Source organism: Micromonospora sp. NPDC005172 (assembly GCF_040608555.1).
Classification (GTDB): Bacteria; Actinomycetota; Actinomycetes; order Mycobacteriales; family Micromonosporaceae; genus Micromonospora.
Window position 1 is genome coordinate 118,973 of the sequence record NZ_JBEXIL010000007.1, and the last position, 13,100, is coordinate 132,072.

Sequence of the window (13,100 nt, forward strand, 5' to 3'; positions counted from 1 at the left end):
CCGTGTTGTCCGTCATACGTGTGAGGATTACTCCTCGTGTCTCCACCTTCCGACCGTCCGTCCCTGGACCCGCTGACCACCGGCGCGGTCGGCCTGGCCGTCGTCGCCGTGTCGTCGTCCGGACCGTTGATCGCGTACGCCGCCGCTCCCGCGCTGGCCATCGCGTTCTGGCGCAACCTGCTCGCGGTCGCCCTCCTGAGCCCCTTCTCCCTGGCGCGACGCCGGGCCGAGTTCCGTCGGCTGACCGTCGGCGTCGGCCGGCGCGAAGGCCTGTTCTGCGTCCTGTCCGGGGTTGCGCTGGCCGCGCACTTCGCCACCTGGGTGCCGAGTGCGCAGCTCACCTCGGTTGCCGCGGCCACCGCCCTGGGAGCGACTCAGCCCATCTGGCAGGGGCTGATCGCCCGCGCCCAGGGACGACGGCTGCCCCTGGTCGTCTGGATCGGCGTCGCGGTGGCGGCCGGCGGTGCGGTGATCGCCACCGGAGCGGACGTGGGCGTGTCCGGCAGGGCCGTCGCCGGCGACCTGTTGGCGGTCACCGGCGGCATCTTCGCGGCCGTCTACACCGCCTTCGGTGAGCGGGCCCGCGCGAGCATCAGCACCACCACCTACACGACCATCTGCTACGGCATCTGCGCAGCGATCCTGCTGGTGGTCTGCCTCCTCGGTGGCGTACGACTCGTCGGCTTCGACCCGCGCACCTGGCTGGCGATCCTGGCCCTGGTGGCGGGCGCCCAACTGCTCGGGCACTCGATGTTCAACTACGCCCTGCACAAGATCTCGGCGACCACGGTGAGCGTGCTCATCCTGCTGGAGGTGCCTGGCGCGGCGCTGCTCGGTTGGGCCTGGCTGCACCAGGTGCCCCGCCCGTACGCGCTGGTGGGGATGGCCTTGTTGCTCGTCGGAGTGGCGGTGGTGGTGCTGGGCGGCGCTCGCGCCGGCCGCCGCGCCACGCCGCCTACCCCGCTGCCCGCCGACGCCGCTCCACTGGAGAGCTGACGATTGCTTCAGACGTCGTGCGCCTCGATGACGCGGGTGGTCGGGGCGGCGTCGCCGAGTTCGGCGCGCAGCGCGGCCCGCTCCGGGTCGACGAGGAACGACTCGTAGCCGCTGCGGGCCGCGAACGTGATCACGTGTACCTCGCTGCGCCCGTCGGTGCCGCGCAGCCGCCGTTCCAGCCGGCCGCCGTGCCGGTCGAGCAGGGCCAGCACGGCGTCCTCGTACCGTTGTCCGGCGGCCTCGGCCTGGGCGGCGTACTCGACGATCGCGACAAGCGTCAGCATGGCGGCCACGCTATCCGTCGATGCCGACGGCGGTGGCGCTGGCTTCCCAGAGCCGGGCCGCGAGCCGTGTATCCGCCGCCTTGCGGTACGGCCGACGCGGCCGGCGGTTGTAGTAGTAGCCACCGTCGACGAGCCGGGCCGGGTCCTGGTTCGCCAGCCAGACGAGTGTCTCGGCACCCTTCGCGGGGCTGCGGAACGGCATGAACCGCATGCCGAAGGCGACCAGTCGGCTGTCGTTGGCGAACCGGGTCCGCACCACTCCCGGGTGGAAGCTGTACGCCCGGACGCCCGGCCAGCGCCGGGTCGCCTCGGCGGCGAACAGGATGTTGGCCTGCTTGCTGGTGCCGTACGCGCCCATCGGACGGTAGGCGCGCAGCGGCCTGTTGAGGTCGTCGGGATCGAGCGCGCCGAAGCGGTGCGCGCCCGAGGCGGTCACCACCATCCGGCCCACCCGGTCGGCGAGCAGGTTGGTGAGCAGGAACGGGGCCAGGTGGTTGGCCTGGATCGACAGCTCGAAACCGTCGACGGTGGTCAGCGGTTGGAGCGCGATGGCCCCGGCGTTGTTGGCCAGCACGTCGATCCGGTCGTACGCGTCGCGCAGCCGCCCGGCCAGTCCGCGTACGTCGTCGAGCACCGCGAAGTCGGCCCGGAACAGCTCCGGACGTTCGCCGGAGATGTCCCGTACGCGGTCGGCCGCGGCCTGCAGGCGGGCCGGGTCGCGCCCGACGAGCACCACCTGGTCACCACCACAGGCGAAGGCCACCGCGGCGGCCAACCCGATGCCGGAGCTGGCACCTGTCACCACCACCAGTCGACGCCCAGTGAGATCTTCCACAGGTCCATTCACCGCGGTCATGGCGCGAGGTTACCGTGACGTCACCACGCCCTTTGGGATCGTTAAGTTTTCTCGGAGTCAGGTGGCTCGGCGCGTCCGCCGGTCGCTGGAAGGAGCGCATCCATGGCCGCAGTCGGTCGTCCCCGCCGGTCGTGCCTGGCCGTGCCGGGTTCCAGTGTCAAGATGCTCGGCAAGGCGCAGGGGCTCCCCGCCGACCAGGTCTTCCTCGACCTGGAGGACGCCGTCGCGCCGCTGGCCAAGCCGGACGCGCGCAAGAACATCGTGGCCGCCCTCAACGACGGTGACTGGTCCGGCAAGACCCGGGTCGTACGCGTCAACGACCTGACCACCCCGTGGACGTACCGGGACGTCATCGAGGTGGTCGAGGGCGCCGGCGCGAACCTGGACTGCATCATGTTGCCGAAGGTGCAGAACGCCGCCCAGGTGCAGTGGCTGGACCTGACGCTCACCCAGATCGAGAAGACGATCGGCCTGGAGGTCGGCCGGATCGGCATCGAGGCGCAGATCGAGAACGCGGCCGGTCTGGTCAACGTGGACGCCATCGCGGCCGCCTCGCCCCGGGTCGAGACCATCATCTTCGGTCCGGCCGACTTCATGGCGTCGATCAACATGAGGTCGCTGGTGGTCGGCGGGCTGATCCCGGACTATCCCGGCGACCCGTACCACTACATCCTCATGCGGATCCTGATGGCCGCCCGGATGCACGACAAGCAGGCCATCGACGGCCCGTTCCTACAGATCCGCGACGTCGACGCGTTCCGTGAGGTGGCGAAGCGTTCGGCGGCGCTGGGCTTCGACGGCAAGTGGGTGCTGCACCCGGGCCAGATCGACGCCGCAAACGAGGTCTACCAGCCGGCGCAGGCCGACTACGACCACGCCGAGTTGATCCTCGACGCGTACGAGCACTACACCTCGGAGGCCGGCGGCAAGCTGGGCGCGGTGATGCTCGGCGACGAGATGATCGACGAGGCGTCCCGCAAGATGGCGTTGGTGATCGCCGCCAAGGGCCGCGCCGCGGGCATGAGCCGTACCTCGTCGTTCACCCCACCGGCGCATTGAGCGGCCGGGCCGGGGCGACCGCCGCCGGCTGTCGACCCGGTCCCGCATCCGGCGGTACGCCACCAACTCGCCGCCTCAGTAGTTGCTGCTGCTGCCGCCGCTCTCGCCCGTCGTGACCGCAAAGATGATCACAGCGGCGTACGCGGCGATCGCCAGCACCATCAGCGCGGTGACGATCCAGCCGACGATGATGCCGGCCTTCGCCATCCCCTCGCCGTCCTCGCCGCTGGCCCGGATCTGCTTCTGCGCGACGTGACCGAGGATCGCCCCGATCGGCGCGGTGATACCGCAGGACGTGAGACCGACCAGGGCCAGCACCAGCGACGCGATGGCCAGGCCGTTGGTCTTGCGCGGGGCCGGGTAGCCGTAACCGGGGTACTGCGGCGGGTAACCCGCCGGGGCGTAACCGGGCGCGGGGTAACCGGGCGGCGCATAACCGGGCGTCGGCTGACCGGGTGCGAACGTAGCGCCCGCGTACGGGTCCACCGGCGCGTACGGGTCCACGGGACCGGGCTGGGCCGGTACCGGCTGACCGGCCACCAGGGTCGGGTCCGGGGGTGTGCTCGACGGCGGAGCCGACCAGGTGGGGTCGTTCCAGTCGCCGGGGGGCGGGGGATTGGTCATGCGTGATCTCCGTCGGCTCGGGTGCGCCGCCAGAGTAGCCAGCAGTGACCAAACCCGACGCCCCCGCTCCCGGGTGCCGCATTGCCCGGGCCGGTCGTAACGGGCAGGATCGCTGGCATGGCAACTGACGCGCGTGCCGGGGACCGTTCCGGCAGCCGACCGCGACGGGACGTGAGCCGCCCGGGTGTCGCCCGACGCGGTCGGGTGGCCCCGTCGACCGGTGCGACCGGCACCGACGAGCCGGTCGCGCTCGCGGACCCGGTGACCATGCGGCTCGACGGTCGGGTCGCCCTGGTGACGGGGGCGGGCAGCGTGGACGGCATCGGGTACGCGACCGCCCGTCGGCTCGCCGACCTGGGCGCGCGGGTGGCCATCGTGTCGACCACCCGGCGCATCCACGAGCGGGCCGGTGAGCTGGGCGTGACCGGGTTCGTCGCGGACCTGACGGACGAGTCCGAGGTCGGTGCGCTTGCCGACGCGGTGGCCGAGCAGTTGGGCGACGTCGAGGTGCTGGTCAACAATGCCGGTCTGGCGAGTCGAGCCAGTCAGGGGGTCCTGCGCCCGGTCGCGCAGTTGACCTACGAAGAGTGGCGCGGCGAGATCGACCGCAACCTGTCCACCGCGTTCCTGTGCAGCCGTGCGTTCATCGGCGGGATGGCCGAGCGGGGCTGGGGGCGGATCGTCAACCTGGCTGCCACCGCCGGACCGCTCAACGCCCTGCCCACCGAGGCCGCGTACGCCGCGGCGAAGGCCGGTGTCGTCGGGTTGACCCGCGCGCTGGCCATGGAGATGATCGCCGACGGCGTGACCGTGAACGCGGTCGCGCCGGGCACCATCTACACGGCGGCGTCCACGATGGCCGAGATCAAGCAGGGTCTGGGTACGCCGGTCGGTCGACCGGGCACCCCGGACGAGGTCGCCGCCGCCATCAGCTTCCTCTGCTCGCCGGCGGCGTCGTACATCACCGGTCAGATGCTCGTGGTGGACGGCGGCAACAGCGTCCGTGAGGCCCGCTTCCGCTGATCAGTAGCCGCGACTGTCGCTGTTACCGAGGACGACGAGCGCCAGCCAGCCGCAGCAGGCCAGCAGGGTCAGCGCGGTGAACACGTAACCGAGGATCAGGCCCCAGGTGGCGAGCTGGTCGCCGTCCTCGCCGCTGGTGCGGATCTGCCGCTTGGCCAGGTGACCGAGGACGGCGCCGGCCGGGGGGAACACGAAGGCGAACACCAGCGAGAGGATCGCCAGGATGTTGGTGGGCCGGCCGGGCCCGCGCTGCGGCGGGCCGTACTGACCGTAGGGGCCCTGCGGAGGGTACGGCGGCTGCTGGCTCCAGTGCGCCGGCTGGTGCGGGCCCTGCTGCTCGTAGGGTGACGGGTCGTCGGCGGGCGGCCCGTACGGCGAGCGTTCCGGCGGTCCGAAGGACGACTGGTCCGGCGGCGGCGCGTACGGTGACTGGCCGGCTGGCGGCGGCGCGTACGGCGACTGGTCCCGGGGCGGCTCGTACGGCGACGGCGGCGGTTCGTCCCCCGGCGGGCCCGACGGCGGCGGGTGGCTCACGACTGTCCTCCTCCTGCCGTGCCGGAAAAGTCCCTCTTGCCGGACGCTACCCGCAGCGGTGAACCTTTTCACAGCGGTTGTGTGGACTGGTCACCTTGGCCTGGTCGGCCGGGCGGCCGATACTGACCGAGCGTTCAGTTACCCACGAGTAGTGCGCTGATCCCCGGAGGCTGAGATGGCCCGACTCGCCCAGACGCCCGGCCTCACCGATGTGCAGCGGTCGATCCTGGAGACCGTCCGGGAGTTCGCCGACAAGGAGATCATCCCGCACGCCCAGCGGCTCGAGCACGCCGACGAGTACCCCACCGACATCCTCGACGGCATGCGCGAGATGGGGCTGTTCGGTCTCACCATCGACGAGGAGTACGGCGGCCTCGGCGAATCGCTGCTCACCTACGCCCTCGTGGTGGAGCAGTTGTCCCGAGGCTGGATGTCGATCTCTGGGATCGTCAACACCCACTTCATCGTGGCGTACCTGATCTCCCAGCACGGCTCCGCCGAGCAGAAGGCCCGCCTGCTGCCGAAGATGGCCACCGGCGAGGTGCGCGGCGCGTTCTCGATGTCGGAACCGGAGACCGGCTCCGACGTCTCGGCGATCAAGTCCAGGGCCGTCCGGGAGGGCGACACCTATGTCCTCAACGGGCAGAAGATGTGGCTGACCAACGGGGCGTACTCATCGGTGGTCGCCACCCTGGTCAAGACCGACACCGGCGCCGAGTCCGTCTACGGCAACATGAGCACGTTCCTGCTGGAGAAGGAGCCGGGCTTCGGCGAGACCGCCCCGGGCCTCACCATCCCCGGCCGGATCGAGAAGATGGGCTACAAGGGCGTCGAGACCACCGAGATGGTGCTCGACGGCGTGGCCGTGCCCGACACCGCGATCCTCGGCGGCGCCGACCAGGTCGGCCGCGGCTTCTACCAGATGATGGACGGCATCGAGGTCGGCCGGGTCAACGTGGCCGCCCGCGCCTGCGGCATCTCTCTGCGCGCCTTCGAGCTGGCGGTCAGCTACGCCCAGCAGCGCAAGACCTTCGGCCAGCCGCTCGCCAAGCACCAGGCGATCGCCTTCAAGCTCGCCGAGATGGGCACGAAGATCGAGGCCGCGCACGCCCTCATGGTCAACGCCGCCCGGCTCAAGGACGCCGGCCAGCGCAACGACGTCGAGGCCGGGATGGCCAAGCTGCTCGCCTCCGAGTACTGCGCCGAGGTCGTCCAGGAGGCGTTCCGCATCCACGGCGGCTACGGCTACTCCAAGGAGTACGAGATCGAGCGGCTGATGCGCGAGGCCCCGTTCCTGCTGATCGGCGAGGGCACCTCGGAGATCCAGAAGACCATCATCAGTCGAGGCCTGCTCAAGGAGTACAAGCTCTGACCCCAGCTGAATCCCCGCGATCTTGCAGTTGCTGTGGCGACACAGAGTGCATAGCGGGGCAGAACGTCGACCGAAAGTGCAAGATCGCGGGGGAGAGGGGGTCAGCGGAGGCGGGTCAGGTCTCCGGCGGCGCGTTCGACGATGAGGCAGCGGTCCTCGACGTACTCCATGCCGGCCTCCTCGGCGATTCGCCGCGCCTCGGCCGAGACGATGCCCAGTTGCAGCCAGACCGCCGGCGCTCCGATCGCCGCCGCGTCCCGGACCACCTGCACGGCGTCAGCGGCCGGCCGGAACACGTCCACCAGGTCGACCGGGTGCGGGATGTCCGCCAGCGTCGCGTACGCCCGCTCGCCGAAGAGTTCGTCGACGGTCGGGTTGACCGGGATGATGCGCCAGCCATACCGCTGCATCTGCAACGGAACGCGGTGTGCGGCCTTCAACGGGTCGCGGGACGCGCCAACGACGGCGATCACGGCGGAGTCGGCGAGGATCTGCTGAGCGGTACGCACCCGCCGACTGTAGCGCCGCCCGCCCGAGACCGCCCCGGTCGGCGGGTCACGCAGAACGCGAGGTGGCCGGACACGGCGTGGATGGCCGGCCCCGGAATCCGAGGCCGGCCATCCACGGCTGTCAGTCAGTCGTCGACCCGGGTCGTTCGGGGCCAGCGGGAAGGGTGAACGGCGAGCCGCCCTTGGTGGACTTGCTCCCGGCCTTCTCGTAGCCGGCGGGCGGCGTCAGATCGAAGTGGCTCAGGTTCTGCTCCGAGCGGGGCAGCCACTCGAAGGTGCTGACCTCTGCCCTGTCGGTCACCTTGCCGCTCTTGTCGGCGACCGTCTTGTACGGCAGGAACGAGGTCGAGTCCACCCACAGGTCCGCGGTGTAGGCCGCTTTCCCCGCCTTCAACCGCAGGTGCACGGTGTCGTGCCCGTCCACCTTCTCCTGGCCCACGATCTCCAGGCTTCCCCGGGCGAGCCAGTCCCGGATGCCCGCCGCGTCGTCCGGCACGAAGACCGTGCTGGTCGCCTTGTCCGCCGATTCGACGAACTGGAAGTACGTCCGTTCGAGGTGGCTGATCTGGGTGCCACGGGATTTCCCGTCGGCGACGACAGTCACCAGCGTGGAGTCCGGGCTGCCGTCGCCCCGGTAGATGTCGACCCGGCGGCGTCCGGTCTGCTTGTCCTCCCAGGAGTCGATCGAGCCGCCCTTGTAGGCGTCGTGCACCTTCACGACGTAGTCCTCCGCCGCACCCAGCGCGGCCTGGGTCTGCATGCTGACGTAGGCGACGTCGCGTAACTGCGACGGGTGCGAGGCGTCGGTCGAGCTGGCGGAGGCCCCGCCCGTCTGCCCGGTCCGCTGGTCGGCCGTTCCCAGCGCGACACTGCCGGCGGCGAGACCGGCCAGGGCGAAGGCGGTCGCGGTCGCGATCGCCGGACGACGCAGATACCAGCGCTTCGGGGTCGGGCGCCGGTACACGGTCCCGTTCAGGATCGCGTGCCGCATCCGATCGGTCGCGTCCGTCGGGGCGCCGGTCAGGTCCTCGCGAAAGGCGACCAGCAGCTCGACGTCTGCGTTGTCAGATTCCACGTTGTCGTTCATGCGTTTCCTTCGTTCGCAGCAGCGGACGGTGCGTAGTGGGCGGGCATCGCGAGGCGCAGGCGTGCCTTGGCCCGATGGAGGCGGGACCGGACGGTGCCCGGTGCCAGGCCGAGTGCGGCGGCCAGCTCCGGATAGTCCAGGCCGGCCCAGGTGTGCAGCAGGAGCAGATCGCGCTGGTCGTGCGGCATCGTGGCGAGTGCGCCGGCGAGTGCCCGCGTGGCAGCCTCGGCGTCGAGTCGTTCGTCGGCCCGGTCGGCGAAGTTGTGCTGACCGGAACCACCGAGTGGGTCCATGCCTGACTGCTCCAGTGCCCGCAGCCATCGCACCTCGGCGCGGTGGTAGTTGCGCAGCAGGTTGCTCAGGATGCCGAAAAGCCACGGACGTGCATTGGGCATCGACGTGTCGTAACGGTCCCGTCGCGAGAACGCGACCAGGAACGTCTCGGCAACCAGATCCTCGGCGAGCTGCCGCCCGACCCGGCGGGCGCTGAAGTTGTACAGCCACCCGCCGTACCGCTCGAACAGCTCTCCGAACAATTCAGGCGCTCCCGTTACCAACAGCGCGTCGGAGCGCTCGGTCACAGTCATGTCCCGATGGCCCCCTGGTTCGACGGTGCGTTCATGCCCTGTTCTTGTCTGCCGCCGCCGCCAGGTTCCCGCCTCTCCGGCCCAGCACCGTCGCAAGCACTGCGTGTGTGATGCCATCGGCTGTCCGTCACCGTCGCAGGGGTGCGGAAAGAGGTTGTCCTGTTGAACGTTCGGGCAGGTCAGGGGCTTGCCTGCCGGTACGGAGACTAGAGCAGGGTCAGCTGCTCGGCGGTCGCGGTAGGCGACGGCTCGGGTAGGCGGCGATTGTCGCCCACCTCGCCCCGAAGCAGTCCGTGGCGGCGGGCGGCGATCCGCACTCGCGCGGTCAACTCCCGCTGGTAGGCCTGCGGGGCGTACGCGCCGGAGCGGTACAGCTCGCGGTAGCGGGGGACGAGGTGCGGGTGCTCTCGGGCGAGCCACTGGGCGTACCACTCGCGGGCGCCCGGTCGCAGGTGCAGCGCCAGCGGGGTCACGCTCGTCGCACCGGCGGCGGCGATCGCCGAGACCGTGGCGTCGATCGACTCCTCGCCGTCGCTGAGGCCGGGCAGGATCGGCGCCATCAGCACCCCGACGGAGAAGCCGGCGTCGGTGAGCCGGCGGACCGCGTCGAGCCGGCGGCTCGGGTGCGGTGTGCCCGGCTCGACGCCACGCCAGAGCCCGTCGTCGACGAAGCCCACCGAGAAGGAGATGCCAACCGTGGTCACGTCGGCGGCCTGACGCAGCAGGGGCAGGTCGCGCAGGATCAGCGTGCCCTTGGTGAGGATCGAGAACGGGTTGGCGAAGTCCCGCAGGGCCGCGATGATCTGCGGCATCAGCCGGTAGCGACCCTCGGCCCGCTGGTAGCAGTCGACGTTGGTGCCCATCGCCACGTGCGCGCCCCGCCACTTCGGCGCGGCCAGCTCGCGTCGCACCAGCTCACCGGCGTTGACCTTGACGATCACCTGCCGGTCGAAGTCCGTACCAGCGTCGAGATCGAGGTAGGTGTGGGTATTTCGGGCGAAGCAGTTGTGGCTCACCACACCGTCGGCGATGAAGTCGCCGGTGCCGGTGGTGATGTCCCACAGCGGCAACTCCAGCCCGAGAGCCTGAACGTCGACGACCCTGAGGTCCGCCCTGCACTTCAGCCCGGCGCCCTCGATCGAGCGCTTCCTGGTGATGGCCGGGTCCGTGAGGTGGAAGAACCGGAGCCGAGCGGGAAGACCTCCGGTCAATCTGATCTGCCGCACCCGGTTGGGTCTGCCGGGGTCCTCAAGCACGCAGGCGAAGCCGAACCGGCGCAGCGCCGCCGTCGTCTGGTCGAGGATCGTGTCGTCGCTGTTGCTGATGCGCAGGGCGCCTCTACTGCAGCTGCCCTCGGCGTCGAAGATGCCGGCCAGGAAGCCGAGGCGCCATTCGTCGGTGGGGGCAGCCGGCCACTGGATCAGACCGGTGATCGTTTCGATGTCCCGCTGTTTCGAGGTGCGGATGGCCGACAGGGCTTGCCGGGTGGCGCTGGCCGGTGCGAACGAGAAGCGTTGCGTCTCGATGCCCTCCTGGGCGAGGTAGCGCTCGCTCCGACTCAACGCCTCGTCGTCGATCAGCGCCAGACGGAACCGATGCACGACCCCCTGTGGGTACGAGTAGGTGGCGAGGTGAGCGTCGCCCCGGACCATCCCGCAGAGGTAGCCCCGGCGGTAGTCAGGTGACTCCTTCGGCCCGGATGCGAAACGGCCTGTGCCGATGAGGCGATTGTTGGTGGTCAGGTAGGGGCGCTGGCCGGTGCCCCGCATAGCCCCGGTGACGTACTTCCAGCCACGATCGGAGAGGAACCGGTGGTCTCCGCTGGCGATGAGCGTGGTGCCGTCAGTCAGGGTGACCCGGTGTGCGGGTTTCACGGTGGACCACTTGTCAAGAACGGTGGTGACGACGTATCGGCGGTAAGCACCGCGTCGCTCGGTCCCGTAGATGCGGTCGCCGGGCTCGAGCTCACTGATCGGCGTCGTGCGACCGTCCGCCATCAGGATCGGAGTGTCACCGGCCATGCAGTAGACACAAGCATGACTGCATCCCCGGTACGGGTTGATGGTCCACTCGAAGGGGACGCGGGACTCGCCGGGCACCCGGTTGAGGATCGACTTGGCCTGCACCTCGTGGAACGTCATCCCGGCGAACTCAGGAGTGTCGAAGGTGCGGACGACGGCGCCGGGCAGCGCCAGCGGCAGGGGTGGCGTCGCTGGCGCTGCCCGCTCGGGGTCTCCCTCGACCGGGGGAGCGGTGAGGTTGTCCCAGCGCATGGCCACTATTCGAACACGTGTACGAGGCTTACGCAAGTGACGCGCCGGACACCCGTGAGTGATCGGCGTCGCGACGGGGGAGGATGGGCGCCATGGAGACGTCGACCTTCGTCTACGACGGTGACTGCGCGTTCTGCACGACCTGTGCGGAGTTCATCGAACGCCGGATCCCCACCAGCGCACGGGTGGTGCCCTGGCAGTTCGCCGACCTGGACGCGCTCGGCCTCAGCGTGGCCGAGTGCGAGGAGGCCGTGCAGTGGGTCGGCGCGGACGCCACCCGCGCAGCCGGCCCGGACGCCATCGCGAAGCTGCTCGCCGCCAGTGGCCCGCTCTGGCGGGTCGCCGGGGCTGGCCTGAGGTTTCCACCGGTGCGCCTCGTGGCCTGGCCGGTGTACCGCTGGGTGGCCCGGAACAGGCACCGCCTCCCGGGCGGTACGGCGGCGTGTTCCCTGCCGCAGGAGGCCAGGGAGCGGCTCTACGGCCCGACCGGGCGCCCGACTGCCGGAGCCTGATCGCCGAGCCGGGCCCGATCATCGGGCGGAGTCTGATCGGGCGGCGCCGACGTCGTGTCGACGTCTACCGGGCCGCGGCCGGCGAGCCGGCCTGCCCACACCAGTGGGCGTACCCGTTCCAGGGGCAGGAAGCTGGTCATCGCGGCCAGGTGTGGTGCGAACGAGATCGTGATGGTCGCGATGGTCACCGCGTGGAACGAGTAGAAGAAGCCGACCATCGCCAGTCGCCAGCGGGCCGGCAGCAGGAACACCACGGGGCTGAGCAGTTCGAAGGCGACGATGCCGAACTGGGCGACGATCAGCAGGTACGGCACCTGGGCGACGAGATCGGCCAGGTCGGTGCCGCGTCGGATGATTGCCCGGGCCAGCACCGAGCCGGTCAGCCAGTCCAGGCCGCCGAAGCGCAGCTTGGCGAAGGCGGCCAGGAAGTACGTGCAGATCACCGCGATCTGGGTGACCCGCAGGGCCCAGCCGCCGGCCTCGGTGCGGGTGGTGTCGCCGTGGCGGGCCCGGCCGGCGGTGGGCAGCACGGCCAGCGCGACGAGCAGGCCGATCCGGTCGTGGTCGACCTTCCCGTAGCTCATCGCGATGATCATCCACTCGAGGTACAGGGTGCAGACCGTCCAGCCGAGCAGCCGGGGCGCCCGGCCGGTCGCGGCGAGCAGGGCGGCGAGCAGGAGCACCCAGAAGATCACCGCCACCACTGTCGGCGTCGGCGTCGGCAGCGGGAGCAGCCGGCCGATCAGCAGGGGCTGGTACAGCTCGCCGGGCACGCTGGCTCTGGTGCGTACCCACGGGGTGAAGACCACCAGGTCGGCGGCGACGAAGAGGTAGATCACGGTCCGGAACGCGGCAATCCGACCGCGTGGCACCGCCTCGGTCAGCCAGCCGGTCATCCGGAGACCTGCCAGCGGACCACGGTCTCGTCGGTGTGCTGCCCGGTGGGCCGGCCCGCGCGGATGCCGTGCCACCGGATGACGATGCGCACCTCGACCAGCGCTGCGGCGTCCGGGTGGCGTTCGGTGTACGCGTCGGCGACCTCGGCGAGAAGCGCCGGGTCGGCGGCGTAGCGGGCCTGCTGGCCCTCGATCTCGGCGCGGCGGATGCCGGTCGCGTCCTGGTCGAGGTCGACCACGGCTCCGGTGCTGCTCACCCCTTCCACCCGGGTGTCCGGGGCGGGGGCGTTCGGCGGGTTCGAGGTGGCGTACATCCGGAACGGGCCGAACGGGAAGTCGTCGTCGCTGCCCCAGAAGGTGCCGAGCAGCAGCAGGACGAGACCGAGGGCGGTCGCGCCCAGCCGGGTCACGCGCCCGCGGGTGGTCAGGGTCTCCATCGGGTCGTGACGATACGGGATGTACCGACCGTCTCGCGTCCCACCGACGGT

The 13,100-nt window shown here is 70.6% G+C and carries 15 protein-coding genes; 5 read left to right on the plus strand and 10 right to left on the minus strand.

Translation table 11 applies throughout. The features are described from left to right. Nucleotides 1-36: 36 nt before the first annotated feature. Nucleotides 37-996 (plus strand): DMT family transporter, encoded by a 960-nt coding sequence (locus ABZV06_RS07120; protein ID WP_355244440.1) that lies wholly within the window; start codon nucleotides 37-39, stop codon nucleotides 994-996. A gap of 8 nt (nucleotides 997-1,004) precedes the next feature. Here the strand turns inward: ABZV06_RS07120 and ABZV06_RS07125 are convergent, their stop codons facing one another. Both ABZV06_RS07125 and ABZV06_RS07130 read right to left on the minus strand, forming a co-directional pair. Beyond that, on the minus strand, nucleotides 1,005-1,280 hold the full coding sequence (locus tag ABZV06_RS07125; protein WP_355619342.1) for a hypothetical protein: 276 nt from the start codon (nucleotides 1,278-1,280) through the stop codon (nucleotides 1,005-1,007). Nucleotides 1,281-1,290: 10 nt separating this feature from the next. Then, complete coding sequence (locus ABZV06_RS07130; protein WP_355619423.1) at nucleotides 1,291-2,115, minus strand: SDR family NAD(P)-dependent oxidoreductase; 825 nt, start codon at nucleotides 2,113-2,115, stop codon at nucleotides 1,291-1,293. 123 nt (nucleotides 2,116-2,238) lie between these two features. Between ABZV06_RS07130 and ABZV06_RS07135 the strand changes: the two genes are divergently transcribed. Then, nucleotides 2,239-3,195 (plus strand): CoA ester lyase, encoded by a 957-nt coding sequence (locus ABZV06_RS07135; protein WP_355244446.1) that lies wholly within the window; start codon nucleotides 2,239-2,241, stop codon nucleotides 3,193-3,195. Between the two features lie 75 nt (nucleotides 3,196-3,270). Here ABZV06_RS07135 and ABZV06_RS07140 read toward each other — a convergent pair whose 3' ends face one another. Beyond that, on the minus strand, nucleotides 3,271-3,819 hold the full coding sequence (locus ABZV06_RS07140; protein ID WP_355244449.1) for a DUF4190 domain-containing protein: 549 nt from the start codon (nucleotides 3,817-3,819) through the stop codon (nucleotides 3,271-3,273). A gap of 117 nt (nucleotides 3,820-3,936) precedes the next feature. Here ABZV06_RS07140 and ABZV06_RS07145 point away from each other — a divergent pair, with 117 nt between their 5' ends. Further along, nucleotides 3,937-4,842: an SDR family NAD(P)-dependent oxidoreductase gene (locus ABZV06_RS07145; protein ID WP_355619345.1), complete on the plus strand. Its 906-nt coding sequence runs from the start codon at nucleotides 3,937-3,939 to the stop codon at nucleotides 4,840-4,842. Here the strand turns inward: ABZV06_RS07145 and ABZV06_RS07150 are convergent, their stop codons facing one another. Beyond that, on the minus strand, nucleotides 4,843-5,376 hold the full coding sequence (locus tag ABZV06_RS07150) for a DUF4190 domain-containing protein (protein ID WP_355244455.1): 534 nt from the start codon (nucleotides 5,374-5,376) through the stop codon (nucleotides 4,843-4,845). It lies immediately after the preceding gene. Nucleotides 5,377-5,551: 175 nt separating this feature from the next. Between ABZV06_RS07150 and ABZV06_RS07155 the strand changes: the two genes are divergently transcribed. Next, on the plus strand, nucleotides 5,552-6,748 hold the full coding sequence (locus ABZV06_RS07155; protein ID WP_355619348.1) for an acyl-CoA dehydrogenase family protein: 1,197 nt from the start codon (nucleotides 5,552-5,554) through the stop codon (nucleotides 6,746-6,748). Between the two features lie 101 nt (nucleotides 6,749-6,849). Here ABZV06_RS07155 and ABZV06_RS07160 read toward each other — a convergent pair whose 3' ends face one another. The 4 genes from ABZV06_RS07160 to ABZV06_RS07175 form a co-directional block, all read right to left on the minus strand. Beyond that, entirely contained in the window at nucleotides 6,850-7,257 is a 408-nt protein-coding gene (locus ABZV06_RS07160; RefSeq protein ID WP_355244461.1) for a CoA-binding protein, read from the minus strand. Between the two features lie 121 nt (nucleotides 7,258-7,378). Then, a complete protein-coding gene (locus ABZV06_RS07165; RefSeq protein ID WP_355619351.1) occupies nucleotides 7,379-8,344 on the minus strand; it encodes a DUF2092 domain-containing protein in 966 nt (321 codons plus the stop codon). Next, on the minus strand, nucleotides 8,341-8,931 hold the full coding sequence (locus ABZV06_RS07170) for a sigma-70 family RNA polymerase sigma factor (protein WP_355244466.1): 591 nt from the start codon (nucleotides 8,929-8,931) through the stop codon (nucleotides 8,341-8,343). The genes ABZV06_RS07165 and ABZV06_RS07170 overlap by 4 nt, the downstream gene beginning before the upstream one ends. Before the next feature lie 206 nt (nucleotides 8,932-9,137). Further along, nucleotides 9,138-11,204 (minus strand): intein-containing Rv2578c family radical SAM protein, encoded by a 2,067-nt coding sequence (locus tag ABZV06_RS07175; protein WP_355619354.1) that lies wholly within the window; start codon nucleotides 11,202-11,204, stop codon nucleotides 9,138-9,140. Between the two features lie 92 nt (nucleotides 11,205-11,296). Here ABZV06_RS07175 and ABZV06_RS07180 point away from each other — a divergent pair, with 92 nt between their 5' ends. Beyond that, nucleotides 11,297-11,716 (plus strand): DUF393 domain-containing protein, encoded by a 420-nt coding sequence (locus tag ABZV06_RS07180; RefSeq protein WP_355244472.1) that lies wholly within the window; start codon nucleotides 11,297-11,299, stop codon nucleotides 11,714-11,716. Here the strand turns inward: ABZV06_RS07180 and ABZV06_RS07185 are convergent. Then, nucleotides 11,680-12,612, minus strand: coding sequence for an HTTM domain-containing protein (locus tag ABZV06_RS07185; protein WP_355244474.1), 933 nt, complete (start codon nucleotides 12,610-12,612; stop codon nucleotides 11,680-11,682). The two genes, ABZV06_RS07180 and ABZV06_RS07185, sit on opposite strands and share 37 nt — an antisense overlap. After that, entirely contained in the window at nucleotides 12,609-13,049 is a 441-nt protein-coding gene (locus ABZV06_RS07190) for a hypothetical protein (protein WP_355619357.1), read from the minus strand. The genes ABZV06_RS07185 and ABZV06_RS07190 overlap by 4 nt, the downstream gene beginning before the upstream one ends. Nucleotides 13,050-13,100 lie beyond the last annotated feature (51 nt).